The sequence below is a fragment of the Kitasatospora sp. NPDC032150 genome (assembly GCF_055579945.1).
The window spans coordinates 1-18,468 of record NZ_JBVIMH010000052.1 but is presented as its reverse complement, the minus strand read 5'-3'; the positions used below and the strand labels follow the sequence as shown (position 1 = coordinate 18,468).

Here is an 18,468-nt window from a genome sequence, read left to right as displayed (position 1 = left end):
GCAGATGGGCTACCGGATCGAGGTGCGGGACAGGGACCTGAACCGCGTCGGCGAGATCGACACCTGGATCAAGCTGGACTTCACCGTCCGGTACTGCCAGCAGGGCAACTGGCAGCTCCTGATCAAGGCAGGGACACCACAGGCCAACCTCCTGCAAAAGGGAGGCGGCATCGCCATCTATCAGGACGGAGTGGCCCAGCCGCTTCTCACCGGACAGATCGAGAGCTTCCAGCACTACTGGACGGTCGAGCAGCACACCGAGCAAGGCTCTCTGTACGTGGGCGGGAAGTGTGACAACAAGCTGGCTTACAGCCGTCTGGCTTTCCCCGACCCCACCAAGCCGGTCTCCCAGCAGTACCAGGGTGCCGCCAACCGAACGATCAACGAGCCTGCCGGGCAGGCGATCTGGGACGAGCTGAGCAAGGCCCTGGGCCCGTCTGCCCTGTCCGATCGGATCGTGCCCGGTGTGGTCATCGGCTCCAACGTGCCGGCTGGCGATGCCCTCAACGATGTGCTGCGGTACGACGTGCTTGGGACCAAGATCGAGGACTGGACGAAGGGCAAGAACGTCGGGTACCGCTTCGTGTGGGACGCCGACTTGAAGAAGATCGCCCTCACCGTGTACGCCCCCCAGGACCGCTCCAAGGAGATCCGGTTCTCCAAGGAGCTCGGGAACCTTCGTGAGTACGTGTGGACGCTGACCGCTCCCCGCGTCACACGGGTGATTGTGGCCTGTCAGGGCCAAGGAGCCGGCCGGTACATCTACCAGAAGGTTGACGCCGCCAGCGAGGCCGAATGGGGCCTTCAGGTCGAGCAGTTCGTTGACCGGCGGGACCTCCCGCTGAAGACCGACCCCACCACCGGGCTACCGATCAAGGCGACCGCGGATGTCTCGGACGCAGATTTCGAGTCGGCCAAGAAGGCCGTGATCGACGCCGCCAACACGGCTCTCAGCGAGGGCGCGAAGAACGGCAACTTCCAGATCTACCCCATCGACACCCCGCAGATTCAGTTCGGCAGGGACTACTTCGTCGGCGACATCGTGACAGTCGCCGTCGACGGCACAGAGTACGTGGACCTTCTCCGAGAGGTGACCATCACGGTTGAGGACGGGGGCCGGACCACCACTGTCGCCCCGAAGATCGGCGACCAGGGAACCGGCAACCCAATGAACCTCTACCGCACCGTGTTTGAGATGCGCGAGAAGCTACGAAAACTAGAGGCGAGGATGTAAATGGCAGAGACGAGTTACCCGTTCTCGCAGTCGAACGGCACCGGTGGTACCGCCATGGTGTCACAGGCCAACTGGCAGAAAATGGCGCACATGTGGGGCGGCGACCGAATCGACTGGCGCCTCACCGCCCCTTCGTACGACGGAGGCACTCTTCCGTTTGCGTTCCGGGTCGTGAACGGCCGCTCAATTGAGATCCAGCCCGGCCGGGCGTGGGTTGGCGGCTTCTTCTACGAGCTGGACGCCGTCATGACCATCGCCATCGCAGACAACCTGACCGACAAGGGCCGCAAGGACACCGTTGTCATCCGGGCCGACTTTGCGAAGGGCTCGGTCAACTTGGCGGTCTCCAAGGGCCAGCCGTCTGCCTCGCCTATCGCTCCGCAGCCTCAGCGGGTCCTCGGCCAGGTCTGGGAGATGGCCCTGTTTGAAGTTGACGTACCTCCCCAGAACGGCGCAATCAGTCCTCAGGACCGTTTCACCTTCGACATGCCGCCGGCTGTGGCCTCGCCCTGGAACACGCAGGAAACCGCTGGGCTCCTTGAGAGCGGCACGCTCATTTACGACATGGACGTAAACAACAACGACTCCCAGAATGAGGCGTTCAAGGGCCGAGACGGCTACGTCATCACCCGGCATTTCGGGAAGTCCAAGCTGTACACGCCGGCTGTTGCCTCAACAACCCAGTGGAACACCGGCTGGGCCTCCAACGCAAACGGCCGCTGGAGGTACATTGCGCCGAACACTGTCTGGTTCTCGGCGACTGTTGATAACCCGCTGACAAGCAGCATCGTCTGTAACTCGGGGTTCTGGTGCCTCGGCATCACACTTCCTACTCCGGCGTGTGGGCGCACTGGCCAGACCCTCCACGGCTACCTGATGAATGCCAACTACAACGACGACGTCCCGAACATGGTTGCTCTCACTGGCTTCATCCAGAAGGGTAATTCGTCAGGTGTCGTTTATCTCCTCTCCGCCAACACGGACACGTTGAAGGAGGGTCTGGATGGTTTCCGCGTTTTCCCCGGCCAGTCCAGCATCACTATTTCCGGCGTCTATGAGGCGAATGCCTTTGCTGAATAACTAGGAGGGTGCCATATGGCACGAAATCTTTTCGGTGGCACCGCTTCTGATGTGGCCGAGGACGTTGATGGTCGCCGGGTTCCCGGCGCTGTCGGAACTGCCTGGGATGGTCCGTCGGACGGTGCCCATCAGATCCTCGACCTTCAGGACACCACGGGCGCGCCGCTCACCCAGCTCGTCACTGACAGGCGCGGCTACCTCGGCGCCTTCTACGGCCCAGACAATGGCGCCGAACGCATCTGGCTGGACTTCGGCAACGGGAGAGTGGCGATCACCTCGGTGACCGTCGGCGACCGCCTTGATGCACACCAGGCGGCCTACGACCCACACGGATCCGTCGCCGCCGTCACGGCAATGCTGGGCAAGAACAACGGCATCGCCTCCCTCGATGGCTCTGGGAAGGTTCCCGTCGGCCAGCTCCCGCCCGCAGGCCGGAGCACCCTCTACGTAGCGGCGAGCGGAGCCAGCCCGGCCGAGAAGTCCCGGGCGGACTATGTGTGTGATGGCACCGCGGACGAGGCCGAGATCAACGCGGCTCTGACCGCTCTTCGGGGCGCCGGTGGTGGCACTGTCCTTCTGGGGTCCGGGCAATTCGTTCTTTCCAGCCCGGTCATGGTCCAGGGCTCCGACAACGTCAACGACACCACCTCCATCGCCCTTCGGGGCGCCGGCACGGGCAACACCCGGCTGTCTGTGCCGACCGGCGTCACCTCGGGCGTTCAGCTCGGGATGTGTGTCATCGCGCACCTGTCGGACTTCTCGGTTGAGATTTCCGGTAACACCAGCCATGGCATCGCATCGGTCACAAACGTGGTCCAGTCACTCAGTCCTCTCTCTTACCGTTCCTTCTGGCACTCCTCGTTCAAGCGACTGCGGATTAATGGCCCCTGGTCCGGTGCCCATACCGGATGGGGTATGAACCTGGGATCCCCATTCCGATCCGTCTTCGAGAACATCGAGATCAGCGGTGTCGGCAACGGAATCAAGCTGTACTCGGAGGCGGTCCAGCAGAACCCGGGGGACTGCGTCTTCGAGCGAATCTTTGCCAGCCTGTCCGGCAACAACTCGATTGCCTTCCAGATCGACAGTCCGGTGGATCCGAACAACGGCGTGATGCGTCGAATTGAGTTCAGCATGGTGGAGGCGTTCACCAACGGCACTGGCTCTACGGGAATCCTCATGAGTGGAGTGGGAACCCCAAATCACATCCACTTCCGTGGTGTGAATTTGGAGCAGTTCGACAAGATCCTGAGCATCCCGTCCGGCGCTGACTCCACCTTCCGCTTCAACAACATCCAGCTTCGCTCTGGCGCTGCGGGCCTGACTGCTTTCGACTTCGGCCCCGGCAGCTACAACAATGCGATCCTCTCCGTCGGTGAATTCCGTGCAGATGCTGCTGTGCAGCTCTACAACGACGCAGGTACCAGCTATGAACAGCCGAACGTGGTCGAGCGCGTCAACATCTACGCGGCGAGCGGGGCGGTCGTCACCGGTACGCCGAACGGCCTTGGGACCACCATTCGCCGCTTCATCGTCGGCAGCGGTCCGGGCAACTACAGTGCCGTCAAGCGGTACGCGCCGGCAGACGCACCGAACAACGTCTACACCCTGACGGACGGTGCGACGATCCTGCCCATCGTGGCCCGCTCGAATCACTTCCGCGTGACCCTCGCCGGTAACAGGACCCTCGGCGCTCCCCCGAACCCGACCGATGGCCAGAGGATCGTCATCGAGGTGTCTCAGGACGCCACAGGCGGACGGACCTTGACGCCGACCACTGGCACTTCGGGCTCGTGGGCTTTCGGCTCGGACATCACGTCGCTGACTCTCTCGACGGGGGCAAACCAGCGCGACCTGATCACTGCCGTCTACAGCGCTGCTGCCAGTCGCTGGCTGATCACCGATCTGAAGAGGGGGTTCTGAGTGAGCCCAACCGACATCCTCAGCTTCGCCGGCACCGCGGCCTCTGTCGTTGCAGCCCTCGTCCTGGTCCGCGCCGGCTGGCAGATCAACACCGCCCAGGTGTGGCGCGAGGAGGCCGAGGCCCAGAAGTCCCGCGCCGATCGTCTCCAGGCCGACATGAATGAAATCAAGGAACGGCTGAGCCGCATCGAGGACGAGAACCGCCACCTGGTCGAGCTGCTGACCGCTCTTGACCCGGCTCAGATCGCCAGTCGCCACCTCTGACCCAACCGAACGACCACCAGGCCGCCCCCACCAGGGCGGCCTTTCCCATGCCCACAGGAGGGCCCATGACTCAGGTTTACGACGTCATCAGCACTGCCTCCAGCCAGATTGGCTACCAGGAGGGGCAGGATCCTGACGGCGCCTACAACAACCACCAGAAGTACTCCCCGGCCGTGCCCGGTCTGGAGTGGAGCCAGGATCAGGCGTGGTGTGCCACCTTCGTTTCGTGGGTGGCGATGACCGCAGGCGTCTCCGACATCTTCCCTCGAACTGCCTCATGTGCCACTGCGGTTGAGTGGTACCAGGACCGCGACCGTTGGTCCGACTACCCCGCCGTCGGCGCCCAGGTGCTCTACGGCCCTGGGGGCGGCTCGCACACCGGGATCGTCATCGCCTACGACGCCGACTCGATCACCACCATCGAGGGCAACACCAACGACGACGGCTCGGCCGAGGGCAAGGGCGTCTACCGTCGCTCGCGGGACCGGTCCAGCTCGTACATCTACGGGTACGGTCTGCCTGAGTACGCCGAGGGCATCACCACCGCGGATCCGGACCTGGACGGCAAGGCCGGCTACACCTACGCCGCCGGTGCCGATGCCCCAGCCGGTAGCGATGACTCCGACAGCTCGGACCAGGCGCCCGCCGACGACTCGGCACCGCAGTTCCCCGGCCGGCTCATGGCCTACGCCCCTGGCCAGCCCATGGCCTCCGGGGCGGATGTCCGCCAGTGGCAGCAGCGGATGCGTGACCGTGGCTGGAGCATCTCCGTGGACGGCATGTACGGCCCCAAGTCCGCTGCTGTCGCCCGGCAGTTCCAGGCCGAGAAGGGTCTCCAGGTAGACGGCATCGTCGGCCCCGCTACCTGGCGCGCGTCCTGGACCTCCCCCATCACCTGATCGTTCAACTACCCAACGCCCGGCCGCCGTTGCGGCCGGGCTCCTCTTCTTACCCCTGGAGCACGCATGAATGAATTCGTCTCGAAGCACGCTGTCCGACTGGTCGCGGCGCTCGGCGCTCTCGTCCCCCTCCTGGTGACCCAGTGGCCAAACGTCCCGTGGGAGGCCCTGGTTGGTGCAGCTGCCGCACTGCTCGGTGCTGGTGAGATCGCCCAGCGGCACCAGGACAGCAACGCCGCCGGCTCGGTGTCGGCCCCGCAGGAGGCCCCGGCGGCTGTGGAGCCCGTGCCGGCTGTCCCGCAGGTCTGAGACTGAAGTCCCTCCCGGGCAACCCCAAACGCCCCCTCCCCGGCGACTGGGGAGGGGGCGTTTTGCGTTTCAGGTATCCCAGAACCTCACCCAGAACCCCAAGGGGTCCCACGTAACAGCAGGAGCGGGCGGGTAGTCTTCTGCCTTGGCCTCAGCAAGCTGCTTACGACGCCGTCCGCGATTGTTGATCGGCGCGCGCTTGTGGCTGGGTACCGAGTTGGCCGCGGAGCGTTTCAGCTGGCCGCTTGTGTGCTTGGTGCCGTGAAAGGCTGGGGTATGCCCTATCACTTGCGGTTCTTCTTCGAGTACGGCGTCGACACCCCGTTGTGGCCAGGTCCTCCCGGCGATCCCGACCTCGACAGCCCATACGGATACCCCTGCGCCCCGGAGAAGCTACCCATCACCCCGGCCACCCGCAACGAACTCACGAGACTTGCCGACCTGTACCAGTCCTCCCTCGACTGGGATCACCCGGCTGGTCCCTCGCCCTGGACCCGGGACCAGCAGGAATCGTTCCGAAGCGAGGCCGACATAGCGCTGGAGGCGCTGCGCCGCGAGCTAGGCAAGGACTGGACGGTCGAGGACCGCAGGCGCCCGTGGACAACAAGGGCGCTCAGCTGACCAACTGCGCCGCTCAGTCACAGCAACCGTGACGTGACAGTGGCCGCACGGGTTCTTCGAGTGTGACCAAGAAGTGGGCCCGTGCGGCCTTGACCCATCCTGCCTTCTGCGGCGTCTCCCGTACGCATCTCGGCGATTTGATCGAGGAGTTGGCACCCCGGTGGCTCGCCCGGTGCGAGTCGGCGCTGCACGAGCGGCGTGGCGCCGAGCGGCAGCGGGAGGCCGGTGCCGGGCCCAAGCACGACCTGGTCTTCACCGACCGGCTGCTGGTCACCCTGGTCCACCTGCGCACCGGGCTCCCGCACGCCGCGCTGGCCGAGCTGTACGGCACGGCCCGCTCCACGGTCTCCCGGGCCATCGGCGAGATCCGGCCGCTGCTGGCGGCACGCGGCTTCGCCGTCCCCGACCGCCCGGGCGTCCGGCTACGGACCCTTGCGGACGTGTTCGCCTATGCGGAGGCCGAAGGGATCCGGCTGCGGATCGACGGGGCTGAGACCCAGGTCCGCCGCCCCAAGGCGAACCGACCCGGATGGCGGGCCTTCGTCTCCGGCAAGAAGAAGCAGAACACCATCAAAACCACCACGATCAGCGACGGCCAGGGCCGTCTGCTGTGGTCAGGCGCCGACCGGCCCGGCCGTATGCACGACCAGACCGCGATGCGCACCGAGGGCATCGCCGAGCAGTTCCGGTCCCGTCCGAAGGTGCAAGCCGAGGTCGACGAGGGCTACCGGGGCCTGGCCAACGAGTTCCCCGACCAGGTCAGCGCCCCACCGAAGAAGCCGAAGGAGGACGCACCGCTCGGCGAGCAGCACGCGTGGCGGGAGATGCGACGGCGGCAGTCATCGGACCGGATCTGCGTCGAGCACGCCAACGCCGAACTACGGCAGTGGCGCCCACTCCAGCGCTACACCGGCCGACGTGAGGAGTACGCCGAGACCCACCGTGCGATCGCCTCGCTGGTCTCCGACCGCGCAGCCCGCCGGCCGACCCGCCGCAAGCCGAGCACCGAACTGGTGCTCGCCCGACAAGCGGCCTACTGATCACCCACCAGCCGACCCGAGTGGCCGGCACGCCCCGACCTCAATCGCGGACCGAGTCGTTAACCAAGTCATCCCGCAGGTCCTGCGCTATGTAACTGACTGTTTCCCAGCCCCGCTGTGGACTGCGACTCCAATAACGATCAAATATCCACCGCCGACGCTTCTCGTCCTGGATCTCAGCCTGAACCTCTTCCAGGAGATCGAGTATCTCTAGACGTTCCTCGTGATAGCTCAGGTAGATATCCCGCAATGATTGGCGCGGGCCCTTTAGCGTGCCATTTCCACGCCACCCGTATATCTTGTGCCCCGGATACCATTCGGTTGGATCGCAGTTTCCCTTCTTCTTGTTGCAGCGGACGCACGCAGGGGCAAGATTGTCTAGGGTGTCGGAGCCGCCTCTGGCGAACGGGATGATGTGATCCATCGTTTCGGCTCGTTTGGTGCAGTAGACACACTCGCCGCCGTTTGCAGTGAGCACCACCAACCACACCCATACCGGCCAGTTCTTCCGCCGCCTCTTGCCCACTCTGTCTCCTATCGGCCGACCACTGCGACCGCGACCGTAGCAGCGACCACGGACAGGCCAGCCAGGAAGTGATACGGCTTCGTCATGCTCAGCCCTTCCACGCTCCGTCAGCCCACTTGGCTACGAGAGAGGCGAAGCGCCCTTGCACGAATCGAGTGCAAGGGCGCCTCTGCGGCATGCCGTTGGGGGTCGGCGGCTTTGGCTGTTCGGTTGTGCTCGTGCTCATCGGTTCCAGTTCTGGACCTTGGCCGCCCACCATGCGCGGGCGCTCTCCGTGTCGGCATTCGCTGCCATGAAGACGAAGTTCTCCGGGACAGGGCCCCGCGGCCGTGTCGACTGCGGCTCCGCCTGGTCCTCATCGTGCTCCTGGTGCTCGTCCTCGACCGCCAGCACGGCAGCCGGCTCATCCTGGTCGAGCAGTGGCGCCCACCAGAGCTGAGACTGCAGGGACAGGGTGGTGACGAGCTGGCCGCCATCGAGGGCTCGGACTTCGTAACGGCCGTTCCTGGTGTAGGAGATCGAGGCCGGGATGTTCTCGGTTGGGGCGATCATCGTCCTTCCGGCCTTGCCGCCGTAGATGATGCGGGCCTTTGAGTCGTGCAGGACTCCCGTGACGTTGCGAAGGGCCCCGCTCCGCCAGTCCGGACGGGTGGGCTCGGCTTGGTCCTGGTCCTCGATCGTCTCGACCGGCTCAGCGGGATTCGCCTGTTCAACCTTGTTGTGGTTGACCCTCACGGCCCAGACATAGGAGCGGCTGTGCACCGTATCCACAGTCTCCCCGGAGTCCACGGAGACCAGTGTGTTCGACCCGTTCCGGGACACGTTCCAGTCCAGGGCCACCAGTTCGCCGGTCGGGTCCGGGTTCTCCTTTGCCGAACCCCCGTAGTAGAAGTAAACGATGCCCGACCAGTTCACCAGGTCGGCTACCCGCGTCCGCTGCCACTCACGGGCCTGCTGCTTGGCCTGGTCCTCGGGCATCTCGACCTCGGCCGGCTCCTGGTCGTCCCCGTCGCCGGTGCCCTCGAACTCCTCGATCAGGCGTCCGGTCTGCTCGTATGCCTCACGGTAGGTGGCAAGGAACTTCTTGCCGGCCCGCTGGCCGGCCGGGTGGTCGGCGTTAGCGTTCTGCTCCGCCCAGCCCAGCAGCCATCCGAGCGTGGCGTACGTGACTCGACCGGTGCCGCCGGTCTTGGTCCAGGTGCACGCCTTGAGGTCGGCCAGGATCTCCGGCTCGTTGTCCAGTAGCCAGTACTGCCCAGAGATGGTGCCCGAAAGGGAGTTAGGCATCTTGAACTCGTGCCGACGCTCGCGCGGGTCGTCGGGCACGTAGTCCATCTCGTGGCGGGACAGGATGCTCTTTCCCGCCATTGCACAGTTGCCGTTCTCGGAGTGCCGCCACTCACGAGCGATCTCCAGGGCGGCGCCCAGGGCGATGTTGGTCAAGCCGATGGTGCTGGAGGAATTCGACCGCCCCAGGTTCTCGGCCTTGCAGAGCGTGCTGAGTTCGTGCTGCCCGTCGGTCTCGGGTACCAGGTCGTAGACCGCGTGCTTGCGGAGCTGGGCGGGCATGTGGACAGGGATCAGGTGCTCAGTCATGGCGTCTTCCCTTTCGAGTTCTTGGCTATCCAGAAGGCGCTTGAGCGCCGGTACGTTGAGGAGGTCGCGGCACACGTCGCAGTCGCACGCGTGCCTCATGCAGAAGCAGGCAAGGTCCTCGCACAGCCGGTCTGGGCCGTGTCCGGTACCTCGGTCGTAGCTGATCGGGTAAAGGATGTGCTCCCGGTCGTACGGGTGGCCGTGCGGGAGCTTGAATCCCGCGCAGAGGGCAACAGAAAGCCGGGCCGACTCCTCGGTGAGGAATGCTGCCCGGCATTCAGTGCACTGCAAGTGCCCTTGTGGTCTTGGGCGTAGAGTGTGCTGCTTGCTCACAGGAGGGCCGCGAACGGGTTGGACGGCTTCGACTGCACGGGAGCGCTGACCGCCTTCTTCAACGCCGGCTTGCGTGTGCGCGTCGGCGAGCTGGTCACGACCTGAAGAGCAGGCCGCTTTCCGGCCTTCGACTCGACCGCCTTCCTCACTCGCCGTGCCGGCTGGACCGGCTCCACCTCGCTGGGCTCCTGGTCCTCGGCCTTGACCGGGATCAGGCGGTACATAGTGGGTTTGGCTCCGCGGCCGGTCGTCTGGGCCTTGTACACCTCAACGTCCGACATCTTCTCGACCGCAGCCCGAAGGGAGGCGGCTGTAACCCGGGTACCCAAGGCCCGCAGGAGGAGAGTCGAGTTCGCCTCACCCTCGTATCGCTGAAGCACTTCCCGGACCAGCTCTTCCGTGGTCTTCATCGGCTTCGCGGTCTGGCTGGCAGCCTCCTTCACCAGCTTCTCAACACTGGCCATCGAGTAAGAGACGAAGGCCCAGGCAGCATCAACCGCCTTGCGGCTGATCTTCGTCTTCTTCGTGGAGGCGGTGAGGACGGCCGCGATCCGGTGAACCTGCTCGGCAGCCCGCTCCATGTAGGACGCCAGCAGCTCCGGCAGCTCGGCCATACGCTCCTCGACCAGGGCCCGGATCTCGTCGTACCGCTCACCGGCTGCCTTGTCGAACTCCATGACCCGGTTCGCCGAGTTCGCCCAGTCGTAGGCTGACTTGAGCGTCTTCACGTCTGGCAGTGCCGTCCTGTGGTTGTACGGCAGCATCTTGGACCGCTCGACCAGGACCGGGAGGAGCCGGTTATACGAGCCACCCAGGGCCTCCGTCCCTTCCACGTACTTAGCCCACTCACCCGGCGTGATGTGAGCGTGGAAGCCCAGCAGCGGCCTGGCAACTGCTTGCAACCCTTCCTTCTTCGTCCGGTTGCTGATCGTTTTGCCGTCCCAGGCGGTCCGGAAGAGGGTCGAGAACTTGGGGCACCGCTTCTGAGTCTTCAGGACTGCGGCCCACTCCTCTTCGACCAGCATCGCCCGGCCGTCTATCCCGTCCTCGTGACCGGTGGTCTCTAGCTCGAACTTGTTGAGCATGTCCACCAGACTCGGACCGCTCGAAATGCCGTCCCGGGTACGGGCACCGAGGAACCCGCCAATTACCGGTGTCAGCACGTGCTTGGCGCTGTTGAGGGCGTATCCCTTGCGACCGATGGCGGACCGGCCGGCCAGGACCGTCCAGACGACCACAGGCCGGCCGTTGTCCAGCCGTACGTTCTTGCTGATGGCCGCCGAGTAGAGCGACAGAGCCGCCGCCCACACCCCGATGGGGTCGGCTTCCGAGGTCGGCATCGCCGCCGCGACCGCGTCGCCCAGCGGGCCGAACTTCATCGCCTCGAACGTAGTCATGTTGGTTTCCTCCCGTTATGCGCTAAGCGCGGTGTTGTTGTCGATTCCGAACAGGTCCGCGAAGTACGCCCGGAAGCGCTCCCCGTGCTCCTCGCACAGGTCGTAGCTGTCCGCCCCGATGGTGAGTGGCAAAGCCGCCTCGACCTCTTCGCCCTTGACCGCGCATGCGTCGCACGTCACGGCTTCAACTACCTTTCTGGCCATGGTCTTTCCCTCTCCCCTAAAGGCGTCCCACTCGAAAACGCTTACGTTGCTGTGGCCTTCGGCTTCCAACCGAGCGGCGTACGTCTGCACACAGCTCGCGCTGTAGCTGACGACCGATTCCGTTTCTCTCCCGGTCCGCTTACAGGTCCAGCGGATCTTGTATGACTGCACGCTTCACCTCCGAGCGTCCATGGCAAAGGCCGGACCCCATGGGAATCCGGCCCTCACCAAAGGCGACCGCAGATCAGTCCGTGAGCCATCCCAGGATGGCTTCGTAGCCCTCGTTGCCGTAGTTCTCCTTGACAACCGCCGCCATGTCCGCTTCCGGATTGTCCAGGAGCGTGAGCATCGCGTTCACAAGCAAGTTGATGAGGTCCTGGTCCCGCTCTCCGGCCCCGACCTCGTCACTCACCATGTCAGCCGCCGCATTCGCGGCCGTGCTCACTTCGTCCCGGTAGTAGAGGGTCATGTTGCTCTCTCCTTCGATGTGTGATCAGGCCGCGACTGTGACGGCCGACGAGTGACGGATGGTCCAGCGCTCCGCTATGTACGTCTCGCTCACGTCCTGCACGAACATGCGGGCAACGCGGTGGGGGTCCGCGTAGCAGAGCGCCAGTTCCCCGCACTTCCGGTAGAGGGCCGCGAGGGCCCGGAAACGCTCAGCGTCGTCCGCGATGGTGGACACCCGTACAGCGGCGGCCTCAACGGCCTCAGCGTCCGCCGCGTACTTCTTGATCAGACTCACAGCTCTACTCCTGTCGCTGCCCTGTATCCCTCGCGGACGGCCGCCGGAATGCGGCCCCGCGTCCCTACGGCGAAGCCGTTGTTTCGGCCCCATTCGCGGCACTTCTTCATGTGGTGGGCGTGATCTGTTGCCGCCTGGCGGGACTTCTCGGCCTGTGCCCACTGTTCGGCCATGCGTTGACGCTCGGCCTCCTCACGAGCTTTCACGCGGTCCCAAAAGGGCTTGTACTGCTGGTAGTAGCGAACTTCCGGGGGAAGTACCGGGCTGTCGTTCTCGGGCTCCCGCATCCCTCTCTCGACCATGAAGGCTCGAACTTCGTCATCCGTGGGTTCCACGGTCAGCCCTTACGGATCGGGCGAGTCCGGGTCTTCACGTACGGGTCGCTGGTCCAGTTCTCGGCGCACGGTTCGCAGTGTGGGTATCGGGCGAACCACGGCTGTCCGTACTTCTCGATTCCGAGCCAGACGACGGCCTCTCGACCGCAATTGGTGCTGCACTTCCCGGAGTAGTTGTTGGGGTAAGGCATCTGACCGTTCCTTTCTGTCCAGTGGCCAACGCGAGCACCAGAACCCGAGGCCGGCCGCGGGGCAGACCTCTCCCCGGGCCCTGGTGGTCATGCAAGCCGCTGGTCAGTCGCGCGTGTGGTGCCAGACCGGCAGGAGTTGAAGGTTCATGGCCTGGGTCCGCTCGTAGCGGACCCTGATGAAGCCGCCAGGCTCGAAGTCCAGACGGACTTCCGGGCCGTGCTCGGCCCACTCCTCGTAGGCGTCATGTGCCGGAGTGTCCGGGGCAACCTGCAAGGTGGACATCACGTACGCGGTGATGTCCTGCCCGTACCTCTCCCGCCACTGGTAGAAGATGCCGAACAGTGCGCCGAAGTCGCCCACGCAGGCCGAGGCCCGTGCGTACGCGGGATTGATGTCTTCGGCGTAGTACGACTCATCCGGGCGCGGCTTGTGGGCAAGCGCCATAATCCAGAGCATTCAGCGTCCCAATCGCTAGGGAGTTAGGTCTGCCGACTGGCAGGCCACGGGACGACCGGGCATAGCCCGGCCGAACCGAAGCACGTCAGGCGGAGCGACTAGCCGCGAAGCTGGTGAGTCCGAATCGCGTGCTCGCTCGCCTCGGTGATCCGCTCAGCGATCACCTGGTGCGCGTGGTCGTATCCGACCCCTGGGCACCAGGTGCCTCGGCCCCAAAGCTGGCGACGCTCCACGGCGATTCGGATGGTGTGCAGCTCGGCCCGGGTGAGGTGCCACGGGCCGTGGTCCGGCAGGCTGAAGGAGAGCGAGCGGGCCGCGTTCACGTACTCCGTGCCGCGCCAAACCGGCTCAGCTGCTGCCAGCGCACGCCTGAGGGTGGACCGGATGAATGGGGCCTGGCAGGTGTTGTCGACCTCGACCACCCAGGTCCTCTCACCGTCTCGTTCCGGGCCCAGCCGACCGAACTAAGCGCGTTCGCCTTAGAAGATGGTCATCTGACCGTTGGACTCCAATTCGGCAAGTTCCTGCCGGTGCCGTTCCTGACGTTCCTGCTGGCGCTTGCCCGGAGCCTTTCGGAATTCCTCCGGCCGAAATGTGAGCCAGTCCCGCCCAACCGGCCGCTGTGTCTCGCTGGCGTCCATACTTGCCCCTGTCAGAACAGCCGGAGCTGCCCGGCCGCCTCGGCATCCGCGAGCATCTGCCGGAAGTCTCGCCGGGCAATTTCCTCTCGCACGTCATCCCCGATCTCGTACCACTCCTCGCAGTAGACGCAGTACCAATCGGACGCAACGCGGGCGATATCGCCGGAACCGATTCCGTCCCACATCACATCGGTGCACGAGTGCGTCTTGACGTAGCATCCGCAGTCAGGGTCATTCGAGTAGCACTCAGTGTCGGAGGGGTGGTTTTCCGCGTCGATCTCTTCCGAGTAGGCGCCCTCATCCAGGAACGGGTAATCAGCCAGCGCGTATTCGATCCGCTCAACGACCGCGACTACGGCCGCGTTGTCGAGATCATAGACGAACGTGTCTGCCGGACCGTACTCCCACCCGCTCCCGTTATCCGCGTCTTCGAGCATTTCTCGAACGGCTCGGGCATTCGTGACATGGCGCCACTTCTCCTCACTGGAGTTGTAGTAGTTGCCCGCATCGGTGTCGGAGGAGACAAAGCTTCCGTCCGCGTGCTCAATGGCGCCCATGCGCTTAAAAGGAGCGGCATCCTCGAAGTCCCAACGGCCATAGTGCGGCGAGCGGTCACAGAACTGCTCAATGGCACTGGACAGCTCAACTGCGCTCTCGATCATGCGAGTTTCCTCTCTGGTGTTCATTCCCGGTCGAATGACCAGACTTAGCCGCCCCCGGCGGCGACGCCGGGGACGACTAGGCCCTTTCATTTCCCCTCACAACAAGTTTTAGGACAAAAAAATACCTTCTACAATGCGGTTCCTGCACCCGTCGCAAAGCCGCGATATGGTGCAACACTGGCCGCGCACCGTTGCGTACCCGATGCTGCGATAGGTCCAGCTGGCTGGGCGAACGCGCACCCCGCCAATAAACCCTCGGTCACGAACCAGCTTTTCCGCGTGCTGGCCGTCGTTTGCAGGCACTTCCACGGTACGAATGACGCGCCCGTACATGTCTTGAATCTCAACGGCGTACGAGTGATATTCCCACGTGTGGAGATTCCCACGCACCGTGCACCCGCACGGCGTCTTGATAAGGGTTTCAGACATGATCCCTCTCCCATTGGTGACCCGGTCGAAGTGACCGGATTAAGCCGCACACGGGCCCTTGCGGGACCGTCCACGACTTGACCCGTTCACAGGGTCTGCCTCACGCGCTTAAGGCTGTGCTCTGGGCCTGTGAGTATCAGTCACGGCGCCCATTCCACGCCGGACACGCGGTGTCGGCTAGGTATTGCTGATGATCTATTCATTCCGGGTGATCATGTCCGGCTATAAGCCACCGGCCGACGCTTTCGCGCTCCACCCCTCACGGCAGGCTCTCTGGCCCGCTAGGCAATGCGGCATACCCCTGTCTATTCGCTTCAAGGGGCGTGGCTCTATGTCTGTTCAGCGCTGGTCTTCCCCTCGGCTTGCGGCCCAAAAGGGAACCTGTGCGCTTGCATGGTGTGCAGCCCATGAGAGCCACTGTGCGCCGTTCTGTGGCCCGTTTGCGGCAGGCCCGGTCATTCACTTAGTGGATTTGGGGGCGGCGTCCTCACGCCCCGTCGGTCAGCCTCGCTGGCTTTCCTCCGTTCCCATTTCCCATCGCTCTGTGCGGTGGGCCGGTACTTCTCGGAGGGCCGTGCGTCGCGCTGTTTCCGACACCGAGAACTATGCACCTCGAATCCCCTCACAACAAGTTGGCTCGTTTGAGCACCCCGCACTGTACGTGGACATGGCAGCGTCACCGTGGACCACTAGCAGTCCCCATTGGGGTTGATGAGCACGCGAATAGCATGGATTCCGAGGATGTCAATAACCCAAAACGGACACTTTCCAAGCCGGCGAATACTTTAGTAATCAAAGCAACGCAGAGAGTGACGAATACTGTTACCTCTACGCGCCCAGTACGTTATGTGCTCGTTATCGTATTTACCATGGGTGCGGAGAATCAACGCCTGCTAGTCGCATGACCTACACGCAATGCGCACATAGATGAGAGCGCCGACCCGGTGGCCGCAGCCGACCTATCGGAGATATTGGACAAGCAAGCGCTTAGTCGGAACCCTCCCGAGAGGTTCAGACCAATTGGTCTAGTCCTCACCCCCTCCCGAACCTGATGATCAGTCAGGAGTGGTGTGTCATGAATGAATTCACGGGTCCTGTCATTCATTCATTCAGCGAGATCCCCACGCTCATACCGGGGGTAATACATGCATACATACACGCAGGACCCACCGGGGGTGCCGTCCTCCGGCCGTGTACGGGTATGAAACTTTTCACAAAGGCACAAGTTTACCCGGCCACCTGTGCCGGCCTGATGACCGGCGGACCTCTACGAGTGCCATCCAGGGCAGCTTGAGCCGCCTTGAGGCCCCTTCAGGGCCGTTTCTGAGCCTCCGTGGGCCCTCCTGAAGCCCTCCAGGTGTCCGCGGATCCCTCGCGCACGCCTCGTGAATGAATGAATTGAGTGCTTCTGAGTGAGCTGGGTCACTCTTTGGGGCTCGGGAGTGCGAAAAAGTGCCGGCGGACACATACATCTTTTATGAGGGGGTTGTATACCCCCTGATCGGACCTGTTCCAGACAGCAGGAAGCCCCCTCCCGAGAGAGGGGGCCTTGGATGGTCCAGGATGAGAGTCCAGGTCAGACCTCTCCGAACTCACCGTTCTTGACAGCCTCCACGAACGAGATGAAGGCGTCGCGGGAGAAGATCAGTGCTGGCCCCTCGGGGTCCTTGGAGTCCCGTACAGGCAGGATGTGGGGGTAGTGGTCCGCCACGTCGATGCAACCGCCCTGCCCGTTGCTGTACGTGCTCTTGCGCCAATCGGCATCCGACAGGTCAACTTGCATGGCGTTCATAGTCCTTCCGTGCCTCCCGGATCATGACCAAGCTGTCCGGCTGGTTGAGGGCGTTCACCTGTAGTCGATCGTACTTTCCGGCCCACCTGGAGACGACCTCAGCGTCCTGCTCCAAGAAGCCCCGCTGTAACGTCTCCGTGTATCCGACCATGGTCCGGTTCGGCAGCGTGGGCAGTGCCACCGAGTGAGAGAATGGGCGATCCTCGCCAAGGGTGTACGGGGCAACCTGCACAACGATGTTGCCTCGCAAGGCTAGGAGCTCCAAGTGCTCCAGTTGGGCCGACATGACAGCCGGCCCGCCAATCGGACGTCGCACAACGGCTTCGTCCAGGACCACATGAATGGTTGACGTCCGGTCGAGTAGCCGTTGACGCACCAGCAGCAGCTTGAGCCGTTCGTCTGCCTGCTCCTGGGTCGCCTCTCCCCGCCGAACAGGTGCGGACTCGTACGCCGCAGCGTAGTCAGGGTGCTGAAGGATGCCGGGCATCATGTCCGTCTCAAAGAGGCGGATGGCCAGGGCTTCCCGTTCCTTGCTGGCGTACTCGGGGAAGCCGGGGATCAGAGCGCCGTTGCGCCAGCTCCACCACAGGAGTTCGAGCGCACCACCCGCCCCCAACACATCATCGGCGCGCTGTACGAATTTTAAGCTCGGACTCTGTTTTGTCGTCTCTACGTTCGAGATGTAGACGGACGAGTATCGGACCATCGCACCTAGTTCGACCTGCGTCAAGCTACGTCCCTCGCGTGACCTGCGGAGTTGTACCGCGAGCGCTGCCAGCGGTGATGACGTTGGGTCAGGCTCTTTTCGGTTCAAGATCGTCACCAACTTAAAGTCCGGAGAACTAGAGAGTTGAAACGCTTCCAATGCTAGGCCAACCTGTCGACGCTGGTAATGGCTCAGACACGGAGAGGAGCGAGCGATGTCGACGCGCAGAAAGGCCCCGCCGGCGCTGTATCAGCCCCAGGTCGGGGAGGTGGTACGGGACTTGGTCCGCGGAGGCGCTGAGGGCGTCTACATGGGGACCAGTGAGGGCCTGGTGTACCTGCGCCCCAGGGGTGGCGGTCTGGAGTGGGAGACGTTCCCGAGTGAGATTCAACCGAGCGGGGAGAAGCCGGAGTTGATTCCGGTCGGCGCCCAGCCCAAACCGCGGAACCTGAACCTGCACTCGGCCCACGACGCCGTATGACCCCCTCGCCGGCTTGCCCAGGTCGGGACTGCGGTGCTGGCCTCATGCTGGCGGACGACCACAACGGAAGTGCGCAGACCTGGAATTGCCCGGCCTGCGGCCGATGGGGCGTCATTTGGCCCGCAGAGTACTCCGAGACGCACGACGTACCTCAATTCCAAGCCTTCGGCCGTCGCAACCTGCGACGCAACCGCGAGAGGAACCCCGACAGTGCAGCACTACCCGTTGCCGCCACGGAAGGCGTGGAAGCTCGGTAAGTGCTTCTGCTGCGACCGGTGGACGCTGGTGGCGGCCGGAGCCAGCTACGGACCTGACGCCATGACGCTGCCCTTCTGTCGAGTCGGGTTTGAGCGCGCCGAGCGCAAGCGCCACCGCGCCAAGCTCAGGGCCGAGCTGCACGGGGACGGGGTGATGGCGGCATGAGACCACGCGGTCGCCTCGCGTTCCTCGGTCGAACGGCACGCAGTCTGGTTCGCGACCCCCGGAACACCTGTCAGTGGATCTGGAATGGGTCGTTTCCATCCTGAATTCGCAGGTCATGGGCCTGGCGTGAGCTGGTGGTGAGGTACTCGCGCTGGTGGCTGGCGTGATCGTCTTGCGGAG

At 63.9% G+C, this 18,468-nt stretch carries 23 protein-coding genes; 10 read left to right on the top strand and 13 right to left on the bottom strand.

Going from position 1 to position 18,468, the window contains the following annotated elements; genetic code table 11:
- Positions 1 to 4 precede the first annotated feature (4 nt).
- The 8 genes from ACZ5ON_RS33780 (at position 5) to ACZ5ON_RS33745 (ending at position 7,370) form a co-directional block, all read left to right on the top strand.
- On the top strand, positions 5 to 1,234 hold the full coding sequence (locus ACZ5ON_RS33780; RefSeq protein ID WP_465600802.1) for a siphovirus ReqiPepy6 Gp37-like family protein: 1,230 nt from the start codon (positions 5 to 7) through the stop codon (positions 1,232 to 1,234).
- Positions 1,235 to 2,314: a hypothetical protein gene (locus ACZ5ON_RS33775; RefSeq protein WP_465600799.1), complete on the top strand. Its 1,080-nt coding sequence runs from the start codon at positions 1,235 to 1,237 to the stop codon at positions 2,312 to 2,314.
- A gap of 15 nt (positions 2,315 to 2,329) precedes the next feature.
- Positions 2,330 to 4,237, top strand: a complete 1,908-nt coding sequence (locus ACZ5ON_RS33770; protein WP_465600796.1) for a hypothetical protein — start codon at positions 2,330 to 2,332, stop codon at positions 4,235 to 4,237.
- Positions 4,238 to 4,501, top strand: a complete 264-nt coding sequence (locus tag ACZ5ON_RS33765) for a hypothetical protein (RefSeq protein WP_465600793.1) — start codon at positions 4,238 to 4,240, stop codon at positions 4,499 to 4,501. It abuts the gene before it with no gap.
- A gap of 65 nt (positions 4,502 to 4,566) precedes the next feature.
- Positions 4,567 to 5,400, top strand: a complete 834-nt coding sequence (locus ACZ5ON_RS33760) for a peptidoglycan-binding protein (protein ID WP_465600790.1) — start codon at positions 4,567 to 4,569, stop codon at positions 5,398 to 5,400.
- 66 nt (positions 5,401 to 5,466) lie between these two features.
- Positions 5,467 to 5,709 carry a hypothetical protein gene (locus tag ACZ5ON_RS33755; protein WP_465600787.1) on the top strand — a complete coding sequence of 81 codons (243 nt, stop codon included), beginning with the start codon at positions 5,467 to 5,469 and terminating at the stop codon, positions 5,707 to 5,709.
- 276 nt (positions 5,710 to 5,985) lie between these two features.
- Positions 5,986 to 6,330 carry a hypothetical protein gene (locus tag ACZ5ON_RS33750; protein WP_465600784.1) on the top strand — a complete coding sequence of 115 codons (345 nt, stop codon included), beginning with the start codon at positions 5,986 to 5,988 and terminating at the stop codon, positions 6,328 to 6,330.
- An 89-nt stretch (positions 6,331 to 6,419) separates the two neighbouring features.
- On the top strand, positions 6,420 to 7,370 hold the full coding sequence (locus tag ACZ5ON_RS33745) for a transposase (protein WP_465600781.1): 951 nt from the start codon (positions 6,420 to 6,422) through the stop codon (positions 7,368 to 7,370).
- 40 nt (positions 7,371 to 7,410) lie between these two features.
- On the opposite strand, the gene ACZ5ON_RS33740 is transcribed toward ACZ5ON_RS33745, so the two are convergent.
- The 13 genes from ACZ5ON_RS33740 to ACZ5ON_RS33680 form a co-directional block, all read right to left on the bottom strand.
- Positions 7,411 to 7,896 (bottom strand): HNH endonuclease, encoded by a 486-nt coding sequence (locus ACZ5ON_RS33740; protein WP_465600778.1) that lies wholly within the window; start codon positions 7,894 to 7,896, stop codon positions 7,411 to 7,413.
- Positions 7,897 to 8,118: 222 nt separating this feature from the next.
- On the bottom strand, positions 8,119 to 9,492 hold the full coding sequence (locus tag ACZ5ON_RS33735; RefSeq protein WP_465600775.1) for a hypothetical protein: 1,374 nt from the start codon (positions 9,490 to 9,492) through the stop codon (positions 8,119 to 8,121).
- A 329-nt stretch (positions 9,493 to 9,821) separates the two neighbouring features.
- Positions 9,822 to 11,222 (bottom strand): DUF3987 domain-containing protein, encoded by a 1,401-nt coding sequence (locus ACZ5ON_RS33730; RefSeq protein WP_465600772.1) that lies wholly within the window; start codon positions 11,220 to 11,222, stop codon positions 9,822 to 9,824.
- 15 nt (positions 11,223 to 11,237) lie between these two features.
- Positions 11,238 to 11,402 carry a hypothetical protein gene (locus ACZ5ON_RS33725; protein ID WP_465600769.1) on the bottom strand — a complete coding sequence of 55 codons (165 nt, stop codon included), beginning with the start codon at positions 11,400 to 11,402 and terminating at the stop codon, positions 11,238 to 11,240.
- A gap of 268 nt (positions 11,403 to 11,670) precedes the next feature.
- The gene (locus tag ACZ5ON_RS33720) at positions 11,671 to 11,895 is read right to left on the bottom strand and encodes a hypothetical protein (protein WP_465600766.1); all 225 of its coding nucleotides are present in this window, start codon (positions 11,893 to 11,895) and stop codon (positions 11,671 to 11,673) included.
- A gap of 24 nt (positions 11,896 to 11,919) precedes the next feature.
- On the bottom strand, positions 11,920 to 12,171 hold the full coding sequence (locus ACZ5ON_RS33715) for a hypothetical protein (protein WP_465600763.1): 252 nt from the start codon (positions 12,169 to 12,171) through the stop codon (positions 11,920 to 11,922).
- Positions 12,168 to 12,506 (bottom strand): Lsr2 family DNA-binding protein, encoded by a 339-nt coding sequence (locus ACZ5ON_RS33710; protein WP_465600760.1) that lies wholly within the window; start codon positions 12,504 to 12,506, stop codon positions 12,168 to 12,170. Before ACZ5ON_RS33710 ends, ACZ5ON_RS33715 begins: the two co-directional genes overlap by 4 nt.
- A 2-nt stretch (positions 12,507 to 12,508) precedes the next feature.
- A complete protein-coding gene (locus ACZ5ON_RS33705) occupies positions 12,509 to 12,697 on the bottom strand; it encodes a hypothetical protein (protein ID WP_465600758.1) in 189 nt (62 codons plus the stop codon).
- 103 nt (positions 12,698 to 12,800) lie between these two features.
- Positions 12,801 to 13,142, bottom strand: a complete 342-nt coding sequence (locus tag ACZ5ON_RS33700) for a hypothetical protein (RefSeq protein WP_465600755.1) — start codon at positions 13,140 to 13,142, stop codon at positions 12,801 to 12,803.
- A 110-nt stretch (positions 13,143 to 13,252) separates the two neighbouring features.
- Complete coding sequence (locus ACZ5ON_RS33695) at positions 13,253 to 13,477, bottom strand: hypothetical protein (protein WP_465600752.1); 225 nt, start codon at positions 13,475 to 13,477, stop codon at positions 13,253 to 13,255.
- 329 nt (positions 13,478 to 13,806) lie between these two features.
- A complete protein-coding gene (locus tag ACZ5ON_RS33690) occupies positions 13,807 to 14,457 on the bottom strand; it encodes a hypothetical protein (RefSeq protein ID WP_465600749.1) in 651 nt (216 codons plus the stop codon).
- A 2,005-nt stretch (positions 14,458 to 16,462) separates the two neighbouring features.
- Positions 16,463 to 16,669, bottom strand: a complete 207-nt coding sequence (locus ACZ5ON_RS33685; protein WP_465600746.1) for a DUF397 domain-containing protein — start codon at positions 16,667 to 16,669, stop codon at positions 16,463 to 16,465.
- The gene (locus tag ACZ5ON_RS33680) at positions 16,659 to 17,501 is read right to left on the bottom strand and encodes a helix-turn-helix domain-containing protein (protein ID WP_465600743.1); all 843 of its coding nucleotides are present in this window, start codon (positions 17,499 to 17,501) and stop codon (positions 16,659 to 16,661) included. The genes ACZ5ON_RS33685 and ACZ5ON_RS33680 overlap by 11 nt, the downstream gene beginning before the upstream one ends.
- A gap of 97 nt (positions 17,502 to 17,598) precedes the next feature.
- Between ACZ5ON_RS33680 and ACZ5ON_RS33675 the strand changes: the two genes are divergently transcribed.
- Both ACZ5ON_RS33675 and ACZ5ON_RS33670 read left to right on the top strand, forming a co-directional pair.
- Positions 17,599 to 17,865, top strand: a complete 267-nt coding sequence (locus ACZ5ON_RS33675) for a hypothetical protein (protein WP_465600741.1) — start codon at positions 17,599 to 17,601, stop codon at positions 17,863 to 17,865.
- A 210-nt stretch (positions 17,866 to 18,075) separates the two neighbouring features.
- Positions 18,076 to 18,288: a hypothetical protein gene (locus tag ACZ5ON_RS33670; RefSeq protein WP_465600738.1), complete on the top strand. Its 213-nt coding sequence runs from the start codon at positions 18,076 to 18,078 to the stop codon at positions 18,286 to 18,288.
- Positions 18,289 to 18,468 lie beyond the last annotated feature (180 nt).